Annotated in this window: 26 protein-coding genes; 14 read left to right on the top strand and 12 right to left on the bottom strand. The window is 67.1% G+C overall.

Annotated elements, in window-relative coordinates:
• Positions 1-2 precede the first annotated feature (2 nt).
• Positions 3-1,316: a TolC family outer membrane protein gene (locus EGT29_RS05120; protein WP_124688002.1), complete on the top strand. Its 1,314-nt coding sequence runs from the start codon at positions 3-5 to the stop codon at positions 1,314-1,316.
• A gap of 22 nt (positions 1,317-1,338) precedes the next feature.
• Here EGT29_RS05120 and EGT29_RS05115 read toward each other — a convergent pair whose 3' ends face one another.
• From EGT29_RS05115 to EGT29_RS05105, 3 genes are read right to left on the bottom strand one after another with little or no spacing between them, the layout of a single operon-like run.
• Positions 1,339-2,346, bottom strand: a complete 1,008-nt coding sequence (locus EGT29_RS05115) for an amidohydrolase family protein (RefSeq protein ID WP_124688001.1) — start codon at positions 2,344-2,346, stop codon at positions 1,339-1,341.
• Positions 2,343-3,245, bottom strand: a complete 903-nt coding sequence (locus tag EGT29_RS05110; RefSeq protein WP_124688000.1) for an amidohydrolase — start codon at positions 3,243-3,245, stop codon at positions 2,343-2,345. The genes EGT29_RS05115 and EGT29_RS05110 overlap by 4 nt, the downstream gene beginning before the upstream one ends.
• A gap of 43 nt (positions 3,246-3,288) precedes the next feature.
• On the bottom strand, positions 3,289-4,269 hold the full coding sequence (locus EGT29_RS05105; protein WP_124687999.1) for a tripartite tricarboxylate transporter substrate binding protein: 981 nt from the start codon (positions 4,267-4,269) through the stop codon (positions 3,289-3,291).
• Between the two features lie 270 nt (positions 4,270-4,539).
• Here EGT29_RS05105 and EGT29_RS05100 point away from each other — a divergent pair, with 270 nt between their 5' ends.
• From EGT29_RS05100 to EGT29_RS05080, 5 genes are all read left to right on the top strand, one after another.
• On the top strand, positions 4,540-5,490 hold the full coding sequence (locus tag EGT29_RS05100) for a tripartite tricarboxylate transporter substrate binding protein (protein ID WP_124687998.1): 951 nt from the start codon (positions 4,540-4,542) through the stop codon (positions 5,488-5,490).
• Positions 5,491-5,501: 11 nt separating this feature from the next.
• On the top strand, positions 5,502-6,188 hold the full coding sequence (locus EGT29_RS05095) for a 4-carboxy-4-hydroxy-2-oxoadipate aldolase/oxaloacetate decarboxylase (protein ID WP_124687997.1): 687 nt from the start codon (positions 5,502-5,504) through the stop codon (positions 6,186-6,188).
• 125 nt (positions 6,189-6,313) lie between these two features.
• On the top strand, positions 6,314-7,300 hold the full coding sequence (locus tag EGT29_RS05090) for an ABC transporter substrate-binding protein (RefSeq protein WP_124687996.1): 987 nt from the start codon (positions 6,314-6,316) through the stop codon (positions 7,298-7,300).
• 39 nt (positions 7,301-7,339) lie between these two features.
• Entirely contained in the window at positions 7,340-8,194 is an 855-nt protein-coding gene (locus EGT29_RS05085; RefSeq protein ID WP_124687995.1) for an amidohydrolase, read from the top strand.
• A 4-nt stretch (positions 8,195-8,198) separates the two neighbouring features.
• Complete coding sequence (locus EGT29_RS05080; protein WP_124687994.1) at positions 8,199-9,095, top strand: phosphate ABC transporter substrate-binding protein; 897 nt, start codon at positions 8,199-8,201, stop codon at positions 9,093-9,095.
• Here the strand turns inward: EGT29_RS05080 and EGT29_RS05075 are convergent.
• From EGT29_RS05075 to EGT29_RS05065, 3 genes are read right to left on the bottom strand one after another with little or no spacing between them, the layout of a single operon-like run.
• A complete protein-coding gene (locus EGT29_RS05075; RefSeq protein ID WP_124687993.1) occupies positions 9,076-9,597 on the bottom strand; it encodes a cupin domain-containing protein in 522 nt (173 codons plus the stop codon). The genes EGT29_RS05080 and EGT29_RS05075 overlap by 20 nt on opposite strands.
• Positions 9,594-10,343 carry an alpha/beta fold hydrolase gene (locus EGT29_RS05070; protein ID WP_124687992.1) on the bottom strand — a complete coding sequence of 250 codons (750 nt, stop codon included), beginning with the start codon at positions 10,341-10,343 and terminating at the stop codon, positions 9,594-9,596. Before EGT29_RS05070 ends, EGT29_RS05075 begins: the two co-directional genes overlap by 4 nt.
• 21 nt (positions 10,344-10,364) lie before the next feature.
• Positions 10,365-11,330: a tripartite tricarboxylate transporter substrate binding protein gene (locus EGT29_RS05065; protein ID WP_124687991.1), complete on the bottom strand. Its 966-nt coding sequence runs from the start codon at positions 11,328-11,330 to the stop codon at positions 10,365-10,367.
• Between the two features lie 115 nt (positions 11,331-11,445).
• On the opposite strand from EGT29_RS05065, the gene EGT29_RS05060 reads away from it, so the two are divergent.
• Together EGT29_RS05060 and EGT29_RS05055 are read left to right on the top strand one after the other, a co-directional pair.
• Positions 11,446-12,402 (top strand): LysR family transcriptional regulator, encoded by a 957-nt coding sequence (locus EGT29_RS05060; RefSeq protein WP_161567703.1) that lies wholly within the window; start codon positions 11,446-11,448, stop codon positions 12,400-12,402.
• Positions 12,403-12,518: 116 nt separating this feature from the next.
• Complete coding sequence (locus EGT29_RS05055) at positions 12,519-13,454, top strand: LysR substrate-binding domain-containing protein (protein WP_124687989.1); 936 nt, start codon at positions 12,519-12,521, stop codon at positions 13,452-13,454.
• A gap of 4 nt (positions 13,455-13,458) precedes the next feature.
• Here the strand turns inward: EGT29_RS05055 and EGT29_RS05050 are convergent, their stop codons facing one another.
• Together EGT29_RS05050 and waaC are read right to left on the bottom strand one after the other, a co-directional pair.
• Positions 13,459-14,766: a 3-deoxy-D-manno-octulosonic acid transferase gene (locus EGT29_RS05050; protein WP_370283019.1), complete on the bottom strand. Its 1,308-nt coding sequence runs from the start codon at positions 14,764-14,766 to the stop codon at positions 13,459-13,461.
• A gap of 11 nt (positions 14,767-14,777) precedes the next feature.
• Positions 14,778-15,713 carry a lipopolysaccharide heptosyltransferase I gene (waaC, locus tag EGT29_RS05045; RefSeq protein WP_124692226.1) on the bottom strand — a complete coding sequence of 312 codons (936 nt, stop codon included), beginning with the start codon at positions 15,711-15,713 and terminating at the stop codon, positions 14,778-14,780.
• 232 nt (positions 15,714-15,945) lie between these two features.
• Between waaC and EGT29_RS05040 the strand changes: the two genes are divergently transcribed.
• The 4 genes from EGT29_RS05040 to EGT29_RS05025 all read left to right on the top strand — a co-directional run bounded on the left by EGT29_RS05040 (position 15,946) and on the right by EGT29_RS05025 (position 19,579).
• Entirely contained in the window at positions 15,946-16,629 is a 684-nt protein-coding gene (locus EGT29_RS05040) for a GntR family transcriptional regulator (RefSeq protein WP_124687987.1), read from the top strand.
• A 130-nt stretch (positions 16,630-16,759) separates the two neighbouring features.
• Entirely contained in the window at positions 16,760-17,662 is a 903-nt protein-coding gene (locus EGT29_RS05035; RefSeq protein ID WP_161567702.1) for a TauD/TfdA family dioxygenase, read from the top strand.
• 38 nt (positions 17,663-17,700) lie between these two features.
• Positions 17,701-18,687 (top strand): tripartite tricarboxylate transporter substrate binding protein, encoded by a 987-nt coding sequence (locus tag EGT29_RS05030; RefSeq protein WP_161567701.1) that lies wholly within the window; start codon positions 17,701-17,703, stop codon positions 18,685-18,687.
• Between the two features lie 31 nt (positions 18,688-18,718).
• Positions 18,719-19,579, top strand: a complete 861-nt coding sequence (locus EGT29_RS05025) for a fumarylacetoacetate hydrolase family protein (protein WP_124687984.1) — start codon at positions 18,719-18,721, stop codon at positions 19,577-19,579.
• A gap of 50 nt (positions 19,580-19,629) precedes the next feature.
• Here the strand turns inward: EGT29_RS05025 and EGT29_RS05020 are convergent, their stop codons facing one another.
• From EGT29_RS05020 to EGT29_RS05005, 4 genes are read right to left on the bottom strand one after another with little or no spacing between them, the layout of a single operon-like run.
• Positions 19,630-20,016 (bottom strand): DUF86 domain-containing protein, encoded by a 387-nt coding sequence (locus tag EGT29_RS05020; protein ID WP_124687983.1) that lies wholly within the window; start codon positions 20,014-20,016, stop codon positions 19,630-19,632.
• Positions 20,013-20,303: a nucleotidyltransferase family protein gene (locus tag EGT29_RS05015; RefSeq protein WP_087840889.1), complete on the bottom strand. Its 291-nt coding sequence runs from the start codon at positions 20,301-20,303 to the stop codon at positions 20,013-20,015. The genes EGT29_RS05020 and EGT29_RS05015 overlap by 4 nt, the downstream gene beginning before the upstream one ends.
• 53 nt (positions 20,304-20,356) lie before the next feature.
• On the bottom strand, positions 20,357-21,952 hold the full coding sequence (gene pgi, locus EGT29_RS05010; protein ID WP_124687982.1) for a glucose-6-phosphate isomerase: 1,596 nt from the start codon (positions 21,950-21,952) through the stop codon (positions 20,357-20,359).
• 12 nt (positions 21,953-21,964) lie between these two features.
• Entirely contained in the window at positions 21,965-23,371 is a 1,407-nt protein-coding gene (locus EGT29_RS05005) for a phosphomannomutase/phosphoglucomutase (RefSeq protein ID WP_202865589.1), read from the bottom strand.
• Between the two features lie 355 nt (positions 23,372-23,726).
• Between EGT29_RS05005 and EGT29_RS05000 the strand changes: the two genes are divergently transcribed.
• Together EGT29_RS05000 and glmM are read left to right on the top strand one after the other, a co-directional pair.
• A complete protein-coding gene (locus EGT29_RS05000; protein ID WP_124687981.1) occupies positions 23,727-24,824 on the top strand; it encodes a glycosyltransferase in 1,098 nt (365 codons plus the stop codon).
• Positions 24,825-25,190: 366 nt separating this feature from the next.
• Positions 25,191-26,534, top strand: a complete 1,344-nt coding sequence (gene glmM / locus EGT29_RS04995; protein ID WP_124687980.1) for a phosphoglucosamine mutase — start codon at positions 25,191-25,193, stop codon at positions 26,532-26,534.
• The last annotated feature ends 440 nt before the right edge of the window (positions 26,535-26,974 follow it).

The raw sequence follows: 26,974 nt of genomic DNA, 5'->3' as shown, positions 1-26,974 counted from the left end.
CCATGCGCGCCAGGCCGTACTACGTCCAGACGCTGTGCGCGCTGTTCGGCGCCTGCGCTTTCGTTCCTGCGGTCGCGGCACTGGACCTGGAGCAAGCCTACCAGTCGGCGCTGGCCAACGACGCGACCTTCGCGTCGGTGCGCTCGGCCTATACGGCCACGCTTGAAAAGCTGCCCCAGGCGCGCGCCGCGCTGCTGCCCACCATCTCGCTTGCGGGCACCCGCGCCAACGCCTCCACGACCCGCCTGCCGGGCGTGACCTACACGAACGAGACCTATACGCTGCAACTGATCCAGCCGCTGTTCCGCTGGTCGGGCTGGCACGCCTACGAACAATCCAAGCTGCAGCTGGCCGTGGGCGAAGCCCAGCTCGCCCAGGGGCGCCAGGACCTGATCCTGCGCGTGGCGCAGGCCTATTTCGACGTGCTGGCGGCGCAGGACAACCTGGCCTTCATCGGCGCCCAGAAAATCGCCATCTCGGAACAGCTCGAATCGGCCAAGCGCAATTTCGAGATCGGCACGGCCACCATCACCGACACCTACGAGGCCCAGGCGCGCTACGACCTGGCCCAGGCCCAGGAGATCCAGGCCGAATCCGACCTCGCGGTCCGCATCGGGGCACTGCAGCAGATCATCGGCACGCCCGCGGGCGACCTGGCCAAGCTGCCTCCCTCGGTCAACGTGCCGGCGCCGCAGCCGGCCCGGATCGACGCCTGGACCGAACAGGCCGCCGCCAACAACCTGGCGGTCGCCCAGGCCACGCTGAACAGCGAGATCGCCCAGCGCGGCATAGAAATCGCCAAGAGCGGCCACTACCCCTCGGTCGACCTGGCCGCCAACGTGGGACGCACGCGGGGCCTGGTCGGGCAGACGGTGGTCAACGATTTCTACACCACGCGCTCGGTGGGCGTGCAGGTGTCCGTGCCCATCTTCGCCGGCTTCGGCACCACCTCCAAGGTGGACGAGGCCGTCGCGCTGTCCGAGAAGGCCCGCAACGACCTGGAGGTCGCACGCCGGGCCGCCGTGCAGAACACACGGATCGCGTTCCAGGGCGTGAACGCGGGCCTGGCCCAGGTCCGGGCGCTGGAAGCGGCGGAAGTGTCCAGCCGCAGCGCGCTCGACGCCAACAAGACCGGCTACGAAGTGGGCGTGCGCATCAACATCGACGTGCTGAACGCCCAGCAGCAGCTCTATTCCACCGAACGCGACCTGGCCAAGGCACGCTACGACGCGCTGCTGTCGGGCCTGCGGCTGAAGGCCGCGTCCGGCATCCTGACGGAAGACGACGTGCGCCAGGTCAACGCGCTGCTGCGCTAGCATCGCGCAGCAGCGGTACGCGCTAGCCGCGGCCCTTCAGCCGGCCGAACACGCGGTAGGCATTCCCCGAGAAGATCTTCGCCTTGTCGCCGTCGCCCAGCGTGGCGGCGTCGATATAGCGGCGCGTGTCGTCGAAGTAGTGGCCGGTCTCGGGGTCCACGCCCCGCACAGCGCCCACGGTCTCGGACGCGAACAGGATGTTCTCCGGCGGAATCACCTTCAGCAGCAGGTCTATGCCCGGCTGGTGGTAGACGCAGGTGTCGAAGAACACGTTCTGCAGCAGCAGTTCCTTGAGCGGCGGCAGGCCCATATCCTGCGCCAGTCCGCGATAGCGCCCCCAGTGATAGGGCACCGCGCCGCCGCCGTGCGGGATGATGAACTTCAGCGTGGGGAAGTCCTTGAACAGCGAGGATGTCAGGAACTGCATGAAGGCGGTCGTGTCGCCGTTGATGTAGTGCGCGCCGGTCGCATGGAAATGCGGGTTGCAGGAACCGCTTACGTGGATCATGGCGGGCACGTCCAGCTCGACCATCTTCTCGTACAGCGGATACCACCACTTGTCATGCAGCGGCGGATCCTTCCAGTAGCCGCCCGTGGGATCGGGGTTCAGGTTGCAGCCGATGAAACCCAGCTCCTTCACGCAGCGCTCGAGCTCGGGTATGCACTTGGCCGGCGCCACGCCCGGGCTCTGCGGCAGCTGGCAGACCCCCGCGAAGTTCTCCGGGTACAGCTGGCAGGCGCGATGGATGAGGTCGTTGCAGACGATGGCCCATTCATTGCTGGTCTGCAGGTCGCCGATGTGGTGGCCCATGCCGACCGCGCGCGGCGAAAAGATCGTCAGGTCGGTGCCGCGTTCGCGCTGGATGCGCAACTGCTTGGTTTCCAGGCTTTCGCGTATCTGGTCGTCCGAGATGACGGGGCGCGGGAAGATCTCGCACTTGCCGCACTCGCAGGCCGACACCTGCAGGCGCCGGTACTCGTTCAAGGCTTCGGGCGCGGTCGTGTAGTGCCCATGGCAATCGATGATCATGTGGACTCCTTGCTCCTGTCGTCGTGAGTCGTGGCCGGGCCGGCATCGGCCCGCAATGCCGGATACAGGCGTTCAGCCGTCCGGTGGAAGATCCAGTTGAGATCGTCGTCACCCGCCCAGGCCAGCGCCTGTTGCGCCTCGTCCAGGAGGGTTTTCAGCGATCCCGCGGTGGCGGGGAAATTCGAGCCCCAGGCGATGCGCGAGGCGCCGAACTCGGCCAGCGCGCGCCCGAAGAAGGATTGCGGGCTGGCCTGGCCCAGATACGCCTTGGCCAGGATGACCGGGGTCAGCTTCAGATGGATGTTCGGATGCGCGGCCAGGCGGAACAGCTCCTGCGCCGACGCGTACGGCGGCCCTTCGTCCAGCGGCAGCGCGAAGAAATGGTCGAGCACGATGGGCACGCGCGGATAGCGCGCCAGCAGCACGCGTAGCTGCGGCACGCCGGCGATGCGCATCTGCACGCACACCGGCAGGTCCAGATCGGCGGCGCAATCCCACGCGCCAAAGCTGCGCGGATCGTCCAGGCCGGGAACCTGCCCCTCCACGGTGCTGCCCGCGGTGAACAGGCGCAGTCCCGTCAACCCCCGGTCCACCCAGTGCCGCATGCGCGCGGGCGCATCGGGCGCCAGCATGTCCACGGAGAAGACACCGGTGAAACGATCGGGATGCGCCGCCACCGCATCGGCCGCATAACTGTTGTCGTAGCCGTAGCAGGTCGAGGCCTGCACGATGGCGGCCTTGGCCACGCCCGCCTCGTCCATGGCCTGCAGCAATTGTTCCGTGCTGGCGGGCCGCTCCTGCGACCACGCCGATGGCCGGCCCCACAGCGGATCGCGCGGGTAGGCGCGGGTATCGGTGCTGATGACGTGCGGGTGGATGTCTACGACTCTGCGCTTCATGCGGTGCCTGTCCTGGATGGCGTATGGGAATCGGGGTCTCGGTCTATTGCAGCGGGATCTCGGCGGTCTCGATCACCGCCTTCCACTTCGCGGCATCGCGCTCGATGCGCGCGGTCATCTCGGCCGGCGTGCTGGCACTGGCCACATAGCCCATGGCTTGCAGCGAGGACTGGACTTCGGGCGACTCCACCGCCGCGCGGATCTCGCGCGCCAGGCGCTCGACCACCGGCGTGGGCGTGGCCGCCGGCACGCTGATGCCGGCCCAGGACGACGCATCGAAACCGGGCACGCCCCCCTCCGCCACCGTAGGCACGTCCGGCAGCCCCGGGAAGCGCCGGGCGGACGTCACGCCTATGGCCTTGACGCTGCCGGCCGACAACTGGCCCAGGATGGGCGACAGCACTTCGAACGCCACCTGCACGTCGCCCGCGCGCACGGCCGCGATCATGTCGCCCGTGGTCTTGTAGGGAATGCTGACGGCGTCGATGCCGGCCATGGACTTGAACAGCTCGGCCGCCAGATGCTGCGTACTGCCGATGCGCGAGGTCCCGATGTTGAGCTTGCCCGGATTCGCCTTGGCGTAGGCGATGACGTCGGCCACCGACTTGAAGCGCGAATGGCCATCGGTGATCAGAGCCAGGTCGAACGAGGCAACGGACGAGACGTGCCGGAAGTCGCGCGACAGGCTGTACGGCAGGCTCTTGAACAGCACGGAGCTGATGGCCGTGCCGTTGCCGGTCAACAGCGCCGTATAGCCATCGGGACGGGCCTGGGCCACCGCCACGGCCGCGGCCGCCGCGCCGGCGCCAGGCTTGTTCTCGACCACCACCGGCTGCCCTATGCGCGCCGACATGGCCTGCGCGACCTTGCGCGTGACGAGATCGCCGGCGCCTCCTGGGCCGAAGGCCACGACGATGGTGATCGGCTTGGAAGGATAGGGCTGGCCCTGGGCACACGCGCCTGCCGCGGCCAGCGCAAGCACGGTCGCGCCGGCCGTTCGGGCAAAAACATTCCTGGGGTACATGGCGTCTCCTGGATCTTGTGGGCTTGCGCACCGGCTCGAGGCCCGCGCAGGCATTCCGCATTCTGCCGGCGGCAAGGCGCACGCATCCATTGAGTAATGCTTCCGGTGACTTGAGGAAACGCTCAACCCCGAGGAAGTTTTACTCAATAGACCCCGCGGCGCCTCGCATGCAACCATCCTTGCCAGTACGACATCGGCGCAGCCCAGGACGCCGGGACAAGGAGACGAGCCGTGATATTGCCCGCATTGCGAATTCTGAAGTACCCCGTTATGCTGTTCGCCGCCGCGCTGTCGGCCGGCATCCCCCCTCCGGCCGCCGCGGCCGACTATCCGGAACGGCCGATCCGGATGTACCTGCCCTACGGCCCGGGCGGCATCGGCGACCTGACCGCGCGCGTGGTCACGCAGAAGGTCAGCGAGATCCTGGGCCAGCAGATCGTCATCGACAACAAGCCCAGCGCGGGCGGCGTGCAATCGTTCCAGGCCGGCCTGCAGGCCCCCGCCGACGGCTACACGCTCGTGCAGGGCGGCAACGGCACGGCCATCACGCAGACGCTGGTCAAGGACCTGCCCTACAGCATCGTGGACGACTTCACCCAGGTCGCCACGCTGTCCAGGTTCAACCTGATCCTGACGGTCAAGCCCGATTCGCGCTTCCACAACCTGACCGAGCTCATCGCCTACGCCAAGGCCAACCCCGGCAAGCTGAGCCTGGGCACCACCAACGTCGGGTCGAGCCAGCACCTGGGCGCCGAGCTGTTCAAATCGGTGGCGGGCATCCAGGCCGAGACCATTCCGTACAAGACCAGCGCCGCGCTGCTGACCGGCGTGCGATCGGGCGACATCGACGTGGGCTTCGACTTCGTGCCGCCCGTGCTGTCGTCGATCAAGAGCGGCGCGGTGCGCGCACTGGCCATCTCGGCCGACAGCCGCAACCCCAACCTGCCGGACGTGCCGACCACCGCCGAAAGCGGCCTGGACGGTTACGTGGTCGCGTCGTGGAACGGCGTGTCGATCCGCCAGGGCACGCCGCGCGCCATCATCGACAAGCTGAACCAGGCCTTCGTGGCCGCCGTCAACTCGCCCGAAGTCGCGCAGAAGCTGCGCGAGATGAACTCCGAACCCTACGCCCTGGGCGTGGACGAATCGCGCGCCCTGATGAAGGCCGACATCGCCAAATGGAAGGCGGTGATCGAGAAGGCGAACATCCCCATCAACTGAACGAGAGCACCATGAAGAACGTCGTCGTACGCAACATCCCGCGCGGCCCGCAGGACCTCATCGCCGAACTGGCCACGCACGGTGTGGCCACCGTGCACGAAGCCATGGGACGCGCCGGCCTGATGGCGCCGTACCTGCGCCCCATCTATGCCGGCGCCAGCATCGCCGGGTCCGCCGTGACCGCGCTGGTCGCGCCGGGCGACAACTGGATGCTGCACGTGGCCATCGAACAATGCCGGCCCGGCGACATCCTGGTGGTCGGCGTCATGTGCGAGAACACCGACGGCATGATCGGCGACCTGATCTGCACCTCGCTCAAGACGCGCGGCATCCAGGGCGTGGTCATCGACGCCGGCTGCCGGGACGTGCGCACCCTGACCGAAATGCGCTTTCCCGTCTGGTCGCGCGCCATCTCCGCGCGCGGCACGGTCAAGGCCACGCTGGGCCACGTCAACCTCCCGGTGGTGTGCGCCGGCATGAACGTGAACCCGGGCGACGCCATCGTGGCGGACGACGACGGCGTGGTGGTCGTGCCGCGCCTGGAGATCGCCCGCACGCTGGAACTGGCGCGCCAGCGCACCGCCAAGGAAGAAAAGTCGCGCAAGCGCTACCTGGCGGGCGAGCTGTCGCTGGACGTGGCCAACATGCGCCAGGGCCTCGAAGCCGCCGGCCTGGTCTACGTCGACAACGAGATATGACCCCCCCTACGCCCTTCGGGCGCCCCCCAGGGGGCGACGCTGGCGGACCGGCGAAGCCGGATCCGCGGCGTCCTGGGGGTAACTGACACACCGCACCGTTCCCGTTTTCTCTCCAATCAGCAGCCATGACATCCAAGCACCCCCTCCCCCTGAAGATCGCCATCGCCACCTACGGCCACACCGCGGCGCTCAAGCGCGGCGACGTGCCCATCGAAGGCGTCCAGCCGGACTTCGTCGAGATCAAACCCATCATCGCGGCCTTCCGCCGCATGGTGCGCGACGTCGAGTTCGACGTCTGCGAAATGGCCCCCGCCACCTACATGATCGCCCGCGAAGCCGGCGCCCCGTTCAAGGCGCTGCCCGTCTTCATCTTCCGCCGCTTCCACCATGCCGGCCTGGTCTACCGCGACGACGCCGGCATCCGCGAACCGCGCGACCTCGAAGGCAAGCGCGCGGGCGTGCGCGCCTACTCGGTCACCACCGGCATCTGGACGCGCGGCATCCTGACCAACGACTACGGCGTCGACAACTCGCGCATCACCTGGGTGGTGGACGACGAGGAACACGTCTCCTCGCTGCAGTTGCCGCCCAACGTCGAACAGGCCAGGGACGGCAAGTCGCTGGTGGACCTGATGGCCAGCGGCTACCTTTCCGCCGCGTTCACCGACAACGCCGGCATCGGCCGCGCCGGCGCGCCGGCCGACGGCTGGCAGGCGGGCGGCCGCATCAAGCCGCCCGAATACCTCGAGATGTTCCCCGATGCCGACCGGCTCGAAGCCGAGTGGTACCGCAAGACCGGCATCTATCCCGTGCATGGCCTGATCACCGTCAAGGACGAAGTGCTGGCCCGGCATCCGTGGCTGGGCAAGGCCCTGTACGACGCCTTCCTGGCCTCGAAGAACATTTACCTGCGCCAGCTCGCCGCCGGCGAATCGGTGTCGGACAAGGACGATCACTACCGCGCCATGGGCCGCATCGTGGGCGATCCCCTGCCCTACGGCATCGAGGCCAACCGGCCGTCCATCGAGGCCATGATGAATTACTGCCACCAGCAGGGCCTGCTCAAGAAGCGCTACGCCGTCGACGACATGTTCATCGACGTCGGCGCCTGAGCCGGCCCTTCCGATACCCATCATTTCCGCGACACCGCCATGACCACACGCCTGATCGACATTCATCCGCACATCATCTCGCCCGACACCGCCCGCTACCCGCTCGACCCGCTGGGCGGCGAACGCTCGGGCTGGTCCGCCACGCGGCCGGCCACCTTCGAACAATACGCCGCCGCCATGGACGCCGTCGGCATCGACAAGGCCGCCATCGTCCATTCCTCGACCACCTACGGCTTCGACAATTCCTACGTGGCCGACTCCATCGCCGCGCAGCCCAAACGCTACGCCGGCGTCTACTCGGTCGACATGCTGGCTCCCGACGCCACGCAGAAGATCCGCTACTGGACCGGACGCGGCCTGGCGGGCCTGCGCATCTTCACCACCGGCAGCACCATGCCGGGCCAGGCGCCTACCCTGGAAGACCCCGCCCTGCATCCCGCCTGGAGCCTGGCGGGCGAACTGGGCATCCCCGTGTGCGTGCAGATCACCAAGGCCGCCATCCCGGCGCTGGAGAAGCTGCTGACCGCCTTCCCCCAGACCCTGGCCATCGTCGACCACATGATGAAGCCGGACATCAGCAGCGGCCCGCCCTATGCCGGCGCCCAGCACCTGTTCGACCTGGCCCGCTTCAAGAACCTCTACCTCAAGCTCAGCAGCCGCAACACCGAGTCAGCGTACGCCGGCAAGGCCACGCCCGAGACCTTCTTCGGCCGCGTGGTCCAGGAATTCGGCGCCGACCGCATCGCCTGGGGCTCCAACTTCCCCGCCGCCGAAGACAGCCTGGCCGACATCGTCAAGGCGCTCAAGGACTACATCGCCTTCCTGCCCGCCGCCGACCAGCACTGGATCATGGCCGGCACCGCGCAGAATCTCTACCCCGTGCTGAAGGACTGATCCCATGACCACCGCACCCGCCACGCGCGTCACGCTGAAGACCAACCTGGCCGACTCCCCCGTGGCCGCGGCCATGAAGGACGGCCGCGTCGCCTCGGACATCGTCCAGCTCGATTTCTGCGGCCCCAAGACCGCGCACGACGGCTTCAAGCCGATGATCCGCGACAACGCCTTCGACGCTGGCGAACTGGCCATCGTCACCTATCTCCAGGCCAAGGCCTACGGCAAGCCGTTCGTGATCCTGCCCGCGCCCATGGTCGGCCGCTTCCAGCACCATTGCATAGGCTTCAACAAGGAGTTCGGCCACCTCGATCCCAAGGACATCGAGGGAAAGAAGGTGGGTGTGCGCACCTATGCGCAGACCACCGGCCTGTGGGTGCGCGGCATCCTGCAGCACGAATACGGCGTCGATCCCGACAAGGTCGAGTGGTACACCGTGGACGAATCCCACCTGGCCGAGTACCGCGACCCGCCCAACTGCCACATGCTGCCCAAGGGTTCCTCGATTCCCGACATGATGCTGAACGGCGAACTGGCCGCCGCCATCCTCGGCAACGACATGCCCAAGGATCCGCGCGTGCAGACCCTGGTGCCCGAACCCATCGCCGCCGCCCGCGCCTGGTACCAGCGCGAAGGCGTCGTGCCCATCAACCACGTCTTCGCCGTCCACCAGGACGTCACGCGCCGGCATCCCGAGGCCGTGCGCGAAATCTATCGGATGATCCGTGAAAGCCGCGCGCTCGCTCCCGCCGCCGCGCTCGAGACCCTGCCCCCGCTGGGCCTGGAGGCCAACCGCAAGGGCCTGGAGATGGCCATCGAGTGGTCGTACGAACAGAAGATCATTCCGCGCCGGTTCGCGGTGGACGAATTGTTCGACGACGTCACCGGCGCGCTGGATTGACCGCCACCGCGGCGCGCAGGGCTTCATCCTGGTAGTTCAGCGCGCCGGGGCGGGACTTGCCCAGCATCACCTGGAAATAGACCGGCTCCAGGCTTGCGTTCAGGTAGCCGTGCATGACGCCCGGCGGGCAGGAAACGCACTCCCACGGCCCCAGGCGGGTCTCGAACCGGTTGCCGGCCTCGTCCTCCAGGAAGACGTCCAGAAAGCCCTGCAGCACGAAGAACACTTCTTCCACTTCGTGGGTATGGGCGGCATTGCCCTGGCCGGGCGGCACGAACATGACGCTCAGGGTGAAGCCCAGCGGCGGGATGGCGCTGGGATCGCCATGCTTGGCGGATCCGCCCGCCCCGATGAAGCGATGCTGGGCGCGCCGGAAGCCGTCGAGCTTCGCGTCCTCGAACGCTTCCCAGTCGGGCTTGCGGTCGCGGAAACGCGCAACCTGGCGCTGGCCGATCTGTTCGATGCTCAGGTCGGCCGCAGGCGCCGGGGAAAGGGACGTCATGGTGTTGCTCCTTGGTAGAGTCGGGAGGGAGGGCTCGGGCTGTCGAGCCACTGCCCAAGTAATCGGGTAACCACACCGGGGTGCTCCAGCGTGGACAGATGCCCGCAGTCGCGCAGCATGCACGGATGGGAACCCGCGATGGCCCGGGCCAGGGCATGCTGGCTTTCCTGCGGTGCAATGGCATCCTGGTCGCCACCGATGACCCAGGTCGGGCAGGCGATGTGCGCCAGCCTGTGGGCAATGGGCGGCCGGTTCATGTTGGCCTCCTGCTGGCGGATGAACACCTCGGCGCCCAATGACAGGGACATGTCGCGGACGACCTGCGCCAGGGTTTCGTCCCGCAGGGCTTGCGGGCGCAGCAAGGCCGGCAGCAGTTGCTCCACCAGCGCCGCGAAGTCCCGGCGGGCCAGCTCGATCTGGGCGGTACGGCGCAGGCGCCCCGCTTCGGTCTCCTGGGCATGGGCACGCGTGTTCAACAGGGCCAGCCGCTGGACGCGATGGGGCGCCTGCAAGGCGGCAAGCGCCGCCAGGTAGCCGCCCATCGACAGCCCGGCCAGCGCGAACCGCTCGAACGGGACGTCGGCCAGCATCCGCTCCACCGCCTCGGGCAGGCTGGCGTCACGCGACAGGTCAGGGATCCAGATGTCGGCGCGGCCGCGCAGGCCGATCCGCTGCGGCTCCCACAGCACCTCGTTGCAGAGCAGGCCGGGAACGAGCACCAACGGGGCGCGGGCGTCGCGATTCATGGTGAAGCGTTCCGTTCCGGCTCAATAGGCGGTGATGCCGGCCTGTTTCACGATCGGTCCCAGGCGTTGCAAGTCCTGGCGCAGCGCGCGCCCGAGTTCGGCGGCCGGCAACGCGACGCTCTCGAACCCCATGCCGTTCATTCTTTCCCGCATGGCGGCCGATCGCAGGCTCTTGTTGATCTCGGCATTGAGCCGATCGACGATGGCCGGATCCGTGCCGGCCGGCGCGAAGATGCCGTGCCAGCCGGCGGCCACCTCCATGCCGTCGACGCCGGCTTCCTTGAACGTCGGCACGTCCGGGAAAATAGGCAGCCGGTTGGGGCCGATCACGGCCAGCGCGCGCAGCTTGCCGGCCTGGATGTGGGACATCGCGGTACCGGAGTCGAACATGAAATCGATCTGGCCCGCCAGCAGGTCGTTCAAGGCCGGCGCGATGCCCTTGTAGGGAACGTGGGTCGCGCGGGTGCCGGTCCGTATGGCCAGCAGTTCCGCCGCGACCTGAGGCAGCGACCCATTGCCGGACGACCCGTAGTTCAGTTCACCGGGCCGCGCCTTCATGGCTGCAACCAGTTCCTTGAGCGTGGCCGCCTTGGCGCCGGGCGCGACCACCAGCACCATGTTGAGCCCGGCCGTCATCGCCACCGGAACGAAGTCCTTCTCGGGATTGAAGGGAACGCGCTCCAGGACGAACGGATTGAGGGTGAACGTGCTGGAACTCAGCATCAGCAGCGTATGGCCGTCGGGTGCCGAGGTCTTCACATGCTGGGCGGCGATGTTGCCGTTGGCGCCGGGCCGGTTCTCGACCACGACCGGCTGTCCGAGCGTCTTGCCCAGGTCCGCGGCGATGGCCCGGGCAATGGCATCCACCGATCCGCCGGCCGCCGTCGTGACCACGATGCTCAGCGGTCGGTTGGGAAAGGCCGAGGGCTGGGCGGCCAGGGAAAAGGACATACAGAGCAAGAACAAGCCGAACAGTCGGGCGGGCATGGCGACTCCTGGTTCAGCGGCCGGTGCCGCGGGGCGTAGGGGGAAAGCCAGTGTAGGTTGCCGCCCCGCCTGGTTTTGCCTACATTTACTTAACTTTCAGTTAAGGCAAACTTCCATGCCCCGCGTCCTGACCAGCCGCCACCTGCGCGTATTCGCGGCGGTCATGAAAAGCCGCAGCCTGGCCGAGGCCGCCCTCAAGCTCGGCGTGTCCGAGCCCGCGGTCAGCAAGATCCTCCGGCTCCTGGAACGCGAGACGGGCGTGGCCTTGTTCGACCGCTCCGGCGGGCGCCTGCGGCCCACGGCCGCCGCCAGGCAATGGCTGCCCCATGCCAACCGCGCGGCCCAGCAACTGGATTTCGCCCTGGACATGGCCTATGAACTCGAGCGCGGAAAACAGCGCCGGGTGACCATCGCCGCGCACGCCCCGCCGCTGATCGCGATCGTGCCCCAGGCCATCAGCAGGCTGCGGCGCGAGATGCCCGACGTGGAGGTGGACCTGCGGGTGGAGACGCCGCACGACACGCTGGAACTCGTCGCCCACCAGGAAATCGACGTGGGCGTCACCAACCAGCCGCTGCCGCAGTCGGCCAGCAACCTCGAGCTGTGCGAGCGGCGGACGATATCCGAGGATCTCCTGGTGGCGGCGTTGCCGCCGGGGCACCGGCTGGCCGGCCGGGCGCTCGTCCGCCCCGACGATCTCCAGGGCGAAACGCTGATCGCCCTGCCCGACGACTCGCCCACCACGATCCTGGTCGAGGCCACGCTCAACGAATCCGGCGTGCGCGTGCGCGCACCGGTGCTGGCCAGGAACTCGCTGGCGGCGTGCGCCCTGGTGCGCGAACAGGTCGGCATCGCCCTGATCAACCCCCTGCTGCTCGCGGGCGGCATCTTCTCGGACATCGTGCTGCGCCCCTTCCGGCCCCGCATCGTGCTCTGGACCGAGGTGTACTACTCGGCGCTGCGCCCCCTCTCGCCCGAGGCCGCGGCGCTCGTGCGCCACGTGGAAGCCGTGGCGGCCGACATCAAGGGGCAGGCTTCGTTCGGGCCCCCCGGGCGGCGGCAACGCCGGTAGCCGCCCCAGTTTTTCCTTAACTTCCGGTTAGGCGGGCCTGCGCGGCACGCGCGGGCCGGTTGAGTAAAATCGCCCGGCTCGAACAACCGGCAACAGACCTTTCCCCTGGAGGCGGCATGACGCAGATCGACTGGTATCTCCAGATCAACTTGAAGGCACGCCACCTCCGACTCATCACCGCGCTGCACGACCACGGCAATCTCAAGCAGGTGGCCGAAAGCTCGCACGTCACCGTGCCCGCGGTCTCCAAGGCCCTGGCCGAACTGGAAAAGGGCCTGGGCCTGGAACTGTTCACCCGCACCGCCCAGGGCCTGCGTCCCACGGCCTACGGCGAATGCCTGGTGCGCCATGCCCGCACCCTGCTGACCGAACTGCACCAGGCGCGCGACGAACTGAACTCGCTCAGCTCGGGCGCGGTGGGCAAGATCCACATCGGCGCCTTCCCCGCCGCCACCTCCATGCTGCTTCCTCAGGCCATCGCCATCCTCAAGCAGCGCTCGCCCCACACCAACGTGCTGGTCACCGAGGGCACCGCCCAGACCCTGCTGCCCGAACTCTGGCAGGGCCGCGTCGACCTCGTGGTCGGCCGGCTGCCCTTGCGCAGCGCCGCCGACGGCTTCGAGGAAAGGGAACTGCTGGAGGACCCCGTGCAGCTCATGACGCGGCACCAGCACCCGCTGGCCCGGCGCCGGCGCCTGAAATGGTCCGACCTGCAACCCTACCCGTGGATCCTGCCGCCGGCGGGCAGCATCCTGCGCGCGCCGCTGGAACGCACGCTGGAGGAACACGGCATGACGCTGCCGAACAACTACGTCGAGACCCTGTCCACGCACCTGGCGCGCGCCTACCTGCACGTCACCGACGCGATCGCCGTCATGGCCGGGGCCGTCGCGGCCGACGCGTCGGAGCCGCTGGCGGTGCTGCCGCTAAGCTTCCCGCACCTGATGCGGCCGCGCGGTGTGCTGTGGAATCGGAACCGGGGGCTGACGCCCGGGGCGGAACTGATGATCGCGTGCCTGGAAGAGGCGGCGGCGGGACTGCAAAGCCGCTAGGCGCTCACCCCAGCCAGGGCCCGACCGCCCGCATCACCCGCTGCGTCGCGCCGGTGTGCGTGGCGCTGAACCGGCCCGCGGCGGCGCGCATGCCGGCGCGGCGGTCCTCGTCGTCGATCAGTTCCTGCGCGAGCCGCCAGGCCGCCTGGGCGCTGTCCGCGCGCAACGCGGCGCCGGCCTCGATCGCATCTTCGGAAGCTTGCGCGAAATTGAAGGTATGCGGACCGACGATGACCGGCACGCCACAGGCGGCGGCTTCGATCAGGTTCTGCCCGCCCAGCGGCGCGAAGCTGCCCCCCACGATGGCCACGTCGGCGGCGGTGTAATAGAAAGGCATCTCGCCCAGGCTGTCGCCCAGCAGCACCGCGGTGTCCGGGTCGACCGAACCGAACGGCATGCCGGACATGGACGAACGGCGCCGCATGGACAGCCCCGAGGCCAGCACCATGGCCGCCACCTCGTCGAACCGCTGGGGATGCCGGGGGATCAGCACGGCCAGCGGCGCCAGCCCTCCCTGCGTGCGGGGCATGTCGCGCAGGGCCGCCAGGATGGCCTCTTCCTCGCCCTCGCGCGTGCTGGCCCAGGCGATGACGGGCCGGCCCAGGCGCTGGCGCCAGGCGGCGCCGGCCTGCATCAGGTCGTAGGGCAGTTGCAGGTCGAACTTCAGATTGCCCACCACCTGCGGATCGCGCGCGCCCACCTGGCGCAGCCGCTCGGCGTCGGCCCGGGTCTGCGCCAACACGGCATCCAGGCGGCCGTAGGTGCGGCGCGCCAGGCTGGCCACCCGCAGCGTCTTGCGCGCCGACGAAGCCGACAACCGCGCGCTGACCAGGGCGATCGGCACCGCGTAGCGCCGCGCGCCGGCTACCAGGTTGGGCCAGACCTCGGTCTCGACCAGCAGGCCGCAGCGCGGCGCGAAATACCGGTAGAAGCGGTGCACGGCCCCCGGCATGTCATAGGGCAGCCAGACCTGCCGCAACCGGCCCTGCACGATGTCCTGCTCGAACAGGCGCGCCCCCTCGGTGCGGCCGGTGGCCGTCATGTGGGTCAGCAGCACCGGCAGGCCACGGTCCAGCAGCGCCCGGACCAGCGGCTGCGCCGCGCGCGTCTCGCCCAGGCTGACCGCATGCACCCAGACCGGCGCGGCGCGGAAACCGCCGCGCGCCGGCGCATGCCGGCCGCTGCCATAGAAACCGAAACGCTGGGCCGGATGGACGCCGTACACCGGCTCGCGCCGCGCCCGGCGCCAGATGCGCCACAGCAGGAAAGGCGTGGCCAGCCGCCACAACGACGAATACACGGCCTGCAGCACCGCGCCCCGCATCAACGCGCCACTCCCGGCACGGCCGGCAGCGCCTGCCCGATGGCCGCCAGCACCTGTTCGCACGAAGGCGGCGTCCCCCGCCCGCCCAGGCTGGCCGTATAGGCCGAGCCGGTCACCGGCGCCAGCGCCGGATCGTAGTCGGCGTAGATGCCAATGGTGGGTCGCCCCAGCGCGCCGGCCAGGTGCGTCAGCCCGCTGTCCAGCCCCACCACCACCGATGCGCCCGCCAGTACGCCGGCCACCTCGGCCAGCCCCATGCGCGGCAGCGCCCGGGCACCGGGAATACCGGCGATCAGGCGCTGCGCCCGGGCCGCCTCGTCTTCGGTACCGGCAAACACCAGCGGCGCCTGCCCCGCCACCGCCAGCCGCTCCAGCACCGTACGCCACGACGTCTCGGCCCACAGCTTGGTCGGCCGGCTGGCCGACGGCATGATCGCGGCGTAGCGCGCGGGCAGGCCCGTGGGCGGCTCGGCGCGGATACCGAAATCCGGCGGCCCAGCCAGCTCGTATCCCAGCGCAAAGGCGGCCAGTTCCCGCATGCGCACCACCGCCGACTGCTCGAACACCACCCGGTAGCGATACTGATAGAAAAAAGACGCGAAGGGATCGCGCGCCGAACGCAGGTCGCAACCATGCAGCGGCCCGTTCGCCATGCGCGCCACCATCGCCGATTTCCAGAGCCCCTGCATGTCGATCACGGCGTCATACCGATGCTCGAGCAGCCGCTTGCGAAAGGCCGCCCGCTCGGCCCTTACCGACGCCGACCACCAGGCCTTGCGCCAACGGCGCAGCGCCACGGGAATGACGGCGTTCAGCCGCGGATGCAGCGCGGGGATGGCGGCGAATGCCTCTTCGGCCACCCAGTCGATCTGCGCGTCCGGCATGTGGCGGACGATATCGGAGACGGCGGGCAGCGCATGGACGATGTCGCCCATGGACGAGGTCTTGACGAGGAGAATACGGGGCACGGACGGAAGCCGGCGAGAAACCGGCTGCGTGGAAAGGGCGGATTTTAACCGGAGGGAAGGACCGGCACTCAATTGCCGGGGTCGACTCGAATAGGAACCACAGCTTCGGCCGGCCACGCCGGTGCCGATTTATTGGACAATACCCAGGCAGACTGCCCGCACAGTCTGCCCACCTTCTTCTCCAACAAGCAACCGCTTCATGGCTCTCGACTCCCTGCTGCTACGGTCTCCCCCCAATCTCACGAGCCTGCCTGAACAGGTCGCCGAAGCCATCGCCGAAGCGATCATGAAGAACGAGATCGCGCCCGGCGCCAGCCTGCGCGAAATCCCGCTCGCGGGTTATTTCGGGGTCAGCCGCAGCAGCGTGCGCGAAGCGTTCCGCATCCTTGAACGCGACGGCGTGGTGTCCATCCAGCCCCGCCACGGCGCCAAGGTCACCGCGCTCAGCCACGATGAAATGGTCGAGATCTACCAGATCCGTGCCGCGCTGCTGGGCGTCGCGTGCGATCTTTTCGCCCGATCCCGCACCGAGGCCCACCTGCGCCGCCTGGACGATACGCTGGCCCGCATGTCCACGCTCGAAGGCGCCGACGAACAGGCGCGCGCGCTGGAACACGCCGCGCTGTCCGCCAGCATGGCCCGGCTGATCTGCGAACACTGCGGCAACAGGAAACTGGCCAGCATGCTGAACCAAATGTCGCTGCAGATCGCCCGCTACACCAATCTCGGCCTGTCCTCCGCCACTCGCCGCGAACAGTCGCTGGACAACTGGCGCGGGTTGCTCGAAGCGCTGCGCAGGCAAGACCATGCCGGCGCCAATCTTTGCGGCCAGAAACTGGTCCAGGACAACCTGGCCTATGCGTTGAACGTGCTCGCCACCTGACGGCGCTGTACGCCGGGCTCGTTGTCGACAAGACAACATAACGAATCAGAATGGATTTTTATCAGTAAAAACCCCTGCATTGACATCACGGCCATCTATTGTCGACAATTAAACAAAACGAGGAGACATGATGGATCAGACGACTCTTGCAGACAGCTATCGCACCGCCAGCGGCCTTACCGTCCGCAAGCTCACCGAGTACATCGGCGCCCAGATCGAGGGCGTCGATCTTTCCCGGCCGATCCCCGCCGACGCCGTCGCGGACATCCGCGACGCCTGGGAGCAGCACGGCGTGGTGATCTTCCGGGACCAGGACCTGCCCCCCGTCGCTCACCGCGACTTCAGCGCGCACTTCGGTCCGCTGATCGGCCACGTGGTCAATCGCTTCAACATGGCCGATTGCCCGGAAGTCACCATTCTTTCCAACATCACCAACGAGAAAGGGGAGAAGATCGGCGCCGACCGCGCGGGCATGCTCTGGCATTCCGACATGTCGTTCCTGCCCCGTCCAAGCATGGGCTCGCTGCTGTACGGGGTGGAATGCCCGCCGCAAGGCGCGGATACGGAGTTCGCCAGCATGTTCGCCGCCCACGACGCCCTTCCCGCCGAAGAGCGGCAGCGGCTGGCCGGGCTGCGCGGCGTCCACGACTACCCCTGGCACTACCGCACCTATCTGTCCCACCGCACGCCGCTCACGCCGGCCGAAGAAGCCAAGACGCCGCCCGTCGCGCATCCGCTGGTACGCACCCATCCCTCCACGGGCCGGCAGGCGCTGTACGTCGGCGAAGGCCTGACCCGCAGCATCGAAGGCATGGACGACGATGCCGGCCGGCGCCTGGTCGTGGAGCTGAGCGACTTCGCCACCCAACCCGCCTTCGTGTATCGCCACAAATGGCAGCCGGGCGATCTCGTCTTCTGGGACAACCGGTCGACCATGCATCGGGCCACCGACTTCGACAATACCTATCGCCGGCTGATGCGGCGTACGACGATCCAGGGCGATGCGCCGTTCTACCGCCCTGCCGGGCACTGACGCGGACCCGCGCCGGAACCACCAAGGAAACCGCCATCATGAAACGCCGAACTCTGCTCGGGCTGACGGCTGCCGCGGCCATCGCCCCCGTCATGCAAGCCGCGCACGCCAAGGAAGACAACTGGCCCAACCGGCCGGTACGCATGATCGTCCCCTTCCCCGCCGGCGGCGCGACCGACATCATCGCCCGCATCCTGGCCGACCGGCTGTCCGCGTCACTGGGCCAGAGCTTCATCGTCGACAACCGGGCCGGCGCTTCGGGCATCATCGGCCAGGAAGCCGCGGCCCGGGCGCCCGCGGACGGCTATACCCTGCTTCTGACGGGCAACGGCCCGCATGCGGTCAACATCAGTCTGTTCGAACGCATGCCCTACGATCCGCTGAAGGATTTCGCGCAGATCTCGCTCACGTCCATCCTGCCGCTGGTGTTGAACGTACATCCCTCGGTTCCCGCCAGAAACCTGGCGGAGTTCATACGATGGGTAAAGGCCAACCCGGGCAAGCTGAACTACGCGTCGCCCGGCGTGGGCTCCCCGCCCAACCTGACGATGGAACTGCTCAAGAGCCAGCAGGGCCTGGACATCGTGCATGTACCGTACAAGGGCAGCAGCCTGGCCTTGGCCGACCTGATCAGCGGACAAGTTTCCGTGATGTTCGACAATGCGCTCGCCTCCTACCAGCACATCAAGAGCGGCAAGATCCGTGCGCTTGCGGTCGGCGCCGACCAGCGGCTGTCGTCGCTTCCCGACGTCCCCACCTTCGTCGAATCGGGCATGGCCGGCTTCGAGGCCTACACCTGGACGGCCCTGGTAGGTCCCGCGGGCCTGCCGCGAGCCATCATCGATCGCCTCGCCCGCGAAACCGCTCTTGCCCTGGCGGATACCGCCGTCAAGGAAAAGCTGAACGCGCAAGGCGCCATCGCCGCCAGTTCCACGCCACAGGAACTGGAAGACAAGACGCGCCAGGAAATCCGCAAATGGGCAGGTGTCATCGAACAGGCCCATATCCCGCGCGTCTCGCTTTGACGACACCGGCACAACCCATCATCCATCACCCATGAAACTTCTACGCCATGGCCCCAAGGGCCACGAAAAACCCGGCCTCGTGGATGCGCGCGGCGCGATGCGCGACCTGTCCTCGCACCTGGACGACATCACCCACGCCACCCTGTCCCCCGCCGAGCTCGACCGCCTGCGTGCGCTGGACACCGAGCATCTGCCCATCGTTCCGACCGGAACGCGACTGGGCGCGCCCTACCTCGGCACGGGGAAATTCATCTGCGTCGGGCTGAACTACAGCGATCACGCGGCCGAGTCCAACCAGCCCGTTCCCCAGGAACCAGTGCTGTTCGCCAAATGGAATAGCAGCATCCAGGGTCCCGACGACCCCATCGTCATGCCACGCGACTCCACCAAGACCGATTGGGAAATCGAATTGGGCATCGTCATCGGCACGCGCGCCCGCTACGTCGAACCCGCGGACGCCCGCCGGCATGTCGCAGGCTTCTGCGTCATCAACGACGTCTCGGAACGCGAATACCAGCTCGAACGCTGCGGCCAGTGGGACAAGGGCAAAGGCTGCGACACCTTCGGCCCGATCGGCCCGTGGCTGGTAACGGCCGACGAAGTCCCGGACCCGCAGGACTTGCGCCTATGGCTGGACGTGAACGGCAAACGCCGCCAGGACGGCAGCACGCGCAACATGGTCTTCGGCGTGGATTTCCTGGTCAGCTACATCAGCCGCTTCACCACGCTCGAACCCGGCGACCTGATCGCCACGGGCACGCCGCCCGGCGTCGGGCTGGGACAGAAGCCCCCGGTCTACCTCAAGGCGGGCGACGTCGTCACGCTGGGCATTCCCGGCCTGGGCGAACAGCGCCAGGTCGTCCACGCCTGGGATCCCGCGCTGCTGGATTGAGGGGAAGGAAGGGTTTTAACTGGCAAGAAGGACGCGATCCACCTGGGCGGTCATGACCCCATCCCTTCAATGTCCGGGCCAGTGATACTGGCCAAGGCCTCCCGAACTTGAACGAATAACCCAGGAAGACTGCGCTGGATCGTCTTCCAGACGATCTCAAAATCGACCTTGAAATAGCCGTGGGCAAGAGCGTTGCGCATCTGGTAGGCGAACGACAAAGGCAGTTCCGGATGCGCCGCTGCAAATTCGGGATAGCGCTTCTCGATGTTGTTACTGGCCTCGCCGATGATCTCGAAATTGCGAATCACCGCATCCTGCACGAGTTGGTCGCGCAGGAACGTGCCCTCGTCCATGCCGCCGGTGTAGTAGTTGATGCGTTCGATGGCTTCTACGATATGCGTGAGATAGTCGACCAAGCGTTGCTGGTCAAGAGTCATACCGGGCGAGCCTCCGCGAGCACCTTGGCCCGGAAACGATCTGGCAGCGCGTTGGGAGTGAGAACATCCACTGGCACCCCCAACAGCTTGCCCAACTCGTGTCGGATCGCACCGATGTCAAATAGGGTCGTCTCCGGCGTCGGATCGATGAGGATGTCCAGGTCGCTGCTATCCGTATCCTTACCGCGCAGTACGGAGCCAAATACACGAGCATTGCGGGCGCGATGAGACTCGACCACACGCCGTATCGCGACGCGGTTCAAGGCCAGGGCTTCGGAGGGTTTCATACGCTCTCCCGCAACACAATGGTTTCACGATAGCCGAAAAGCGCGCGCGTTGCCTACATCCCGCCGTTGCCCCACTGCGCCACCCAATACGCGGTCGACGCATCGTGTCCGTCCGCTGCTCCCTTGCCGGCCAATTCCCGCGCGATGCCCGTGGCCAGGACCTTGCCGTATTCGACGCCCCACTGATCGTAGGGGTTGATGCCCCACACCAGCCCCTGCACGAACACCTTGTGCTCGTACAGCGCCAGCAACGCCCCCAGCGCATGCGCGCTCAGGCGCGGCAACACGATCAGCGTGGATGGCCGGCCGCCGGGATGCATCTTGTGCCGCGCCAGCCAGGCCGCGCGCGCCGGGTCGCTTTCCTTCGCCGCCAGCTCCGCCTCGAGCACGGGCGTGGACTTGCCGCGCAGCAGCGCCTCGCGCTGGGCCAGGCAGTTGGCCACCAGCAGCCGGTGGTGTTCCGGGTAGGGGTGGTCCGCCTCGCGGCAGATGATGAAATCCACCGGAGCGCCTTCCGGCCCCTGGTGCAGCCACTGGAAGAACGTGTGCTGGCCGTCGGTGCCCGGCATGCCCCAGACCACGGGCCCGGTCGGCACCGTGACCGGCCGGCCCCCGAGGTCGACCGACTTGCCCAGCGACTCCATCTCCAATTGCTGCAGATAGGGCACGAGATGGACCAGCCGCGCGTCGTAGGGCGCGATGTTCAGCGAGGCATAGCCGAACGCGTTGCGATTGGCCAGCCCCGCCAGGGCCAGCTGCACCGGCGCATTCGCGGCCAGCGGCGCGGTCGAGAAATGGACGTCCATCGCGGCCGCGCCCTGCAGCAGCCCGTCCAGCGCCTCGGCGCCCAAGGCCAGCGCGATCGGCAAGCCGATGGCCGACCAGACCGAATAACGGCCCCCGGCCCAGTCCCAGAACGTGAAGATGCGCTCGGGCGCCACGCCCATGTCCCGCGCCGCGTCGGGATTGGCCGTCACGGCCACCACCTGCGACCATGGGTCGGCGATGCCGGCCTCGCGCAGCCAGCGCAGCGCGCAATCGGCGTTGTGCAGGGTTTCGGTCGTGCCGAACGACTTGGACGACACCACCACCAGCGTGCGCCTGGGGTCCAGCCCGATCAGGCCCGCCTCGATGGCATGGCCATCGATATTGGACACGAAGCGCATCTGCCTGCGCGTACCCGCATAGCCCAGCGCGGCCACCACCAGCTTGGGGCCCCAGTCGCTGCCGCCTATGCCGATATGCACCACGCTGTCATAGCGCCCTTCCGCATCCACATGGCGCACGAAGGCCCGCACACGGTCGCGCTCGGCCAGCACCCGGCCCGCCACCCGCCCGGGCGGCTCTTCCGCGCGCAGGGCGGCATGCCAGGCGGCGCGGTTTTCCGTGCAATTGGCGATGCCGCCTTCCAGCAGGCGCGCCCGCGAGGCCTCGAAATCACGGGCGGCCAGCAGCGATGCGCCCGCGGCCGACAGTTCGTCGGACTGCGCCTGGGTACTCAGGTCCACCGACAGACCGGCCACCTCTACCACCCGCAGCGTGCCCGCCCGGCGATCCGCCCGATGGGCGGCCTCGACGAAGGCGCGCCATTCGGCCGTCTCGGCCAACGGCGCAACGGACACCAGATCGGCGGGAACCCCTTCCTGCATGCCCTCTCCTCCTTAGAACGGCAGCTTGGCGTCGGGAGCGACGCGCAGCAACTGCGTGCGGAAATCCTGCTGGATGCGCGCCAGCGCGGCATCGTCGTCCGCCTCGAAACGCAGCACCACCACCGGCGTCGTGTTCGAGGCGCGGGCCAGCCCGAAGCCGTCCGCGTATTCCACCCGCACGCCATCAATCGTGATCACCTCGCGCGCACCGGTGAACTGCCCTTGCTCCTGCAGGCGCTTGACCACCTCGAACTGCTCGCCCTCGGCGGTCTCCATCTTCAGTTCAGGCGTGGACTTGGCCTGCGGCAGGGCTTCCAGCACCGCCGAAGGGTTGTCCGAGCGCGACACGATCTCCAGCAGCCGCGCGCCGGTATACAGGCCATCGTCGAAACCGTACCAGCGTTCCTTGAAGAAGATATGCCCGCTCATCTCGCCCGCCAGCGGCGCGCCGGTCTCCTTCAGCTTGGCCTTGACCAGCGAATGCCCGGTCTTCCACATCAGCGGCTTGCCGCCCGCGGCCTTCACTTCCTGGGCCACGTAGCGGCTGCACTTGACGTCATAGATGATCTCGGCGCCCGGATTGCGCGACAGCACGTCGCGCGCGAACAGGATCAGTTGCCGATCGGGCCAGATGATCTGCCCCGACTTCGTCACCACGCCCAGGCGGTCGCCGTCGCCGTCGAAGGCCAGGCCGATCTCGCAATCGGTCTCGGCCAGGCAGCGGACCAGGTCTTCCAGATTGTGCGGATCGGCGGGATCCGGATGGTGGTTGGGGAAGGTCCCGTCCACGTCGCAATACAGCTCCACCACCTCGCAGCCCAGCGCCTTGAACAACTGCACCGCCACCGGGCCGGCCACGCCGTTGCCCGCATCCACCGCGATCTTCATCTTGCGGGCCAGCTTCACGTCGCCCACGATGCGCTGCAGGTACTCCGGCACGGCATCCCATTCCTTGCGGGAACCGGGCGTGGCCGCATCCCCGCCGGCATTCTTCATCATGGGCTCACGCAGCGCGGTAATGGCATCGCCGTACAGCGTCGTGCCGGCCATCATCATCTTGAACCCGTTGTACTGCGGCGGATTGTGGCTGCCGGTAATCGCCACGCCCGAGCCCGTGCCGCTGACGTTGGCCGCGTAATAGACCAGCGGCGTCGGCACCATGCCCACGTCCAGCACGTCGATGCCGCCCGCCATCAGGCCGGCCTGCAGCGCCTGCGCCAGATCCGGCCCGCTCAGCCGGCCGTCGCGGCCGACCACCACCTGCCGCACGCCGGCCCGGTGCGCTTCCAGCGCCAGCGCCGCGCCCAGGCGGCGGGCGAATTCCGGGCTGAGCGGCGACGGGACCACGCCACGGATGTCATAGGCCTTGAAGGCGGAAGCGGCGATGTCGACGGGTGAAGATGAGACGTTGGTCCCCACGGGATGCTCCTGATTCAGATTCGTTTGATGGGCCGTAGTGGTGCGATGCGCCCGCCAGCCATGGGCGAACCGAGCAATCAGCACTCACTTACTTATTTTGGTGTCCATGCACCGCCCTTCCAGGCGATATAGTCCGGTGCATATCCCGGAAAGTTCACTGGGACTATAGATGAAGTTGAAGCACGAAAACCCTGTTTTCTTGTATGACGTAACCCGGCGTAACGGGGCGATAATTATGCGATACCAGGCGATACCTGGAGTCGCGTGACACGCCCTGGCTGTCGGATATACAAATAACAGGCTAAACAATCCTTTGCGCCGGCAACGGACCGGCGTTCACCCGCGGCGAGCATGCATGCTCAATCTGACGATCAGTTTCATTGTTTCCCTACTCGTGACCATGCTTATCGTGCGCTTCGCCAACCGCGACAGCGCCGCGGCGGACCACGACCTGGACGGCGTCCAGAAATTCCACGTCCGGCCCGTGCCCCGGATCGGCGGCCTGGGCATCGTCGGGGGCTGTACGGTGGCGGTCGCCGCCCTGACCTCGCGCGACTTCCCACTGGCCATCGACCTTGCCTTGCTGCTGCTGTGTTCGGCCGTGGTGTTCGGAATCGGACTGGCGGAAGACTTCACCAAGCGCATCAGCCCCACCGTCCGCCTGCTTTGCGCGTTCGCCGGCGCCGCCCTGGCCGCCGTCTTGCTGCAGGCCACCGTCACCCGCATCGACATCCCCATGGCCGATGCCTGGCTGGCCATCCCGGTGGTCGGCGGCCTGGCCGCGATCCTGTGCGTGGGCGCGATGGTCAACGCGGTCAACATCATCGACGGCTTCAATGGCCTGGCCGCCGCCGCGGCCCTGGCCATGTTCGCCTCGCTGGGCTACGTGGCCTTCAAGGTCGGCGACCCCCTCATCCTGGGCGGCTCGCTCCTGATGATCGGCGCCATCCTGGGTTTCCTGGTCTGGAACTATCCCTACGGCCTGATTTTCCTGGGCGACGGTGGCGCCTATTTCCTGGGCTTCATGCTGGCCGAACTGGGCATCCTGCTGGTGGTCCGCAATCCCGTGGTCTCGGCCTGGTATCCCGCGCTGCTGTTCATCTATCCCATCTTCGAAACGCTATTCTCCATATATCGAAAGAAATATCTCCGAGGCATGTCCCCCAGCATGCCGGATGGGGTCCATCTGCACATGCTGATCTACAAGCGGGTGATCCGGTGGGCCATCGGCACCCGCAACGCGCGGCTGCTGACCCAGCGCAACGCCGTCACGTCCCCCTACCTGTGGGCACTCAGCCTGGTCGCCATCGTCCCGGCCACCGTGTTCTGGGATCGAGGCCTAGTGTTAATGCTATGTCTCACGATCTTCATCGCTGTCTATACTTGGCTGTATACAGCGATCGTGCGCTTTCGCACCCCCCGTTGGCTGGTCCTGCACCGATCCAGGGAATGACTCCAGCACCTGGACTTTCCCAGATGGGCAAAGACCGCAAAACTTCGAACATTAGTTAAACAGCGTAACAAATTGTAAGCGCTGCGATACCTGGGGGCCCGGTGCGCGACCCCCTGGGCATTACCCCATTCTAGGGACCATCTCCCGTATTTTGTTACATAGCGGAAGTGGAGTGTCACACTTCCCCGCCTATGCTGTCGTCCGTGTGGCTTGCGTTGGCTAAACGGCAGATTTCCATAAAAGCCGTAGTGGGGAATCATGGCGGCCTGTCTCTACCGGTGCTCCGATAAAAAGGAACGCCAGGCGTCGCTTTCCTCGTCGAACAAGCAAAGAAGCATGAGGCAATAAGAACGCACGGAAGAAATCATGGCTGCAGCACAAGTTAAATATTTCGGCACCGACGGCATCCGGGGCAAAGTAGGCGGAGCGGTCATCAATCCCGCCTTCGCCCTGCGCCTGGGCCACGCCGCCGGCCAGGTCCTCCTGGCCCAGGCCCCGCGCGGACATCGTCCGTCCGTCCTGATCGGCAAGGACACCCGCATTTCCGGCTACATGCTCGAATCCGCCCTGGAAGCCGGCCTTTCCGCCGCCGGTGTGGACGTCGTCCTGGCCGGCCCCATTCCCACCCCGGCCGTCGCCTACCTGACCCGCGCGCTGCGCCTGTCCGCCGGCATCGTCATCAGCGCCTCGCACAACCCCTTCGACGACAACGGCATCAAGTTCTTCTCGGCCCAGGGCAGCAAATTCCCCGACCAGACCGAACAGGCCATCGAAGCCGCGCTGGACCAGCCCATGGGCTGCACGCCCTCCGAAGGACTGGGCCGGGTCAAGCGCCTGGACGACGCCGCCGGCCGCTACATCGAATTCTGCAAGGCCAGCTTCCCTCCGGAAATGGACCTGAGCGGCCTGCGGATCGTGGTCGATGCCGCCCACGGCGCCGCCTACCACATCGCGCCCAACGTCTTCCGGGAACTGGGCGCCACCGTCATCACCATCGGTTGCGAGCCCAACGGCTTCAACATCAATGAAAAAGTGGGCGCCACCCATCCGGAAACCCTGGCCGAAAAGGTCAAGGAACACCGCGCGGATCTGGGCGTGGCCCTGGACGGCGACGCCGACCGGCTGCAAATGGTCGATGCCAGCGGCCGCATGTACAACGGCGACGAACTGCTCTATGTGATCGTGCGCGACCGCATGACGCAAGGCCCGGTGGCCGGCGTGGCCGGCACCGTCATGACCAACTACGCGTTCGAACGACGCATGGCCGACCTGGACGTTCCCTTCGTCCGCACCCCGGTTGGCGACAAAAACGTGATGCAAGCCCTGCAGGACAAGGGCTGGCTGTTCGGCGGCGAAAGCTCCGGCCACATCCTGTGCCTGGACCGCCACTCAACCGGCGACGGCGTCATCGCCGCCCTCCAGGTCATGGCCGCCATACGCCGCAGCGGCAAGGGCCTGCCGGCCCTGACCTCGGAACTGCACCTGCTGCCGCAGAAACTCGTGAACGTGAAGCTGCAACCCGACCTGGAATGGGAATCCCATCCCGGCCTGGCCGCGGCCTACCGGGAGGTTTCCGCCACGCTGCAAGGCCGCGGCCGGGTCCTGATCCGCCCTTCCGGCACCGAGCCCAAGCTGCGCCTGATGGTGGAGGCGGACGAGGAAATGCTGGCGGTCCGATGCGTGGACCGGCTGGCCACCAGCCTGGCTTGATCCTCCGCCTCGCGATGTCCTCTTGTGCACCTCTGATAGTCCATTATTCACCGATAGTGGAGTAGCCACACCCCACGAGTCACTAGAGCAGATGTCTCAACTTTAGAATAAGAACCCACTCGAAGATATATACAAGCTTCTTACAATGGTCGCTTTTTTTGTATTTCCCACGCTTCGGGCTAACATGTCGTCCAGGTACAAACAGATGCAACGGATTACCTTGCGGCGAGCAATAAAGAGGCACGACATGCTAACCTTACAGACTCTCCGTGGCCTCCCAAAAAGCGAGATCCTGACCTCTCGCAATCCCCTGTTCGCGGGATTGACGCAATTCGGCCTGTTTAGCATAGACTGCCGATGCTCTACCGAGTGCCAACCGCTTTGCCAATCACAAGTCGATGGGCAATGAGCTCAGCTAGGCAAGTTGCCTCTTACGCAGT

It is taken from the genome of Pigmentiphaga sp. H8 (genome assembly GCF_003854895.1).
In the GTDB taxonomy this organism is placed as follows: domain Bacteria; phylum Pseudomonadota; class Gammaproteobacteria; order Burkholderiales; family Burkholderiaceae_B; genus Pigmentiphaga.
This window is presented reverse-complemented; position numbering and strand designations above follow the sequence as displayed.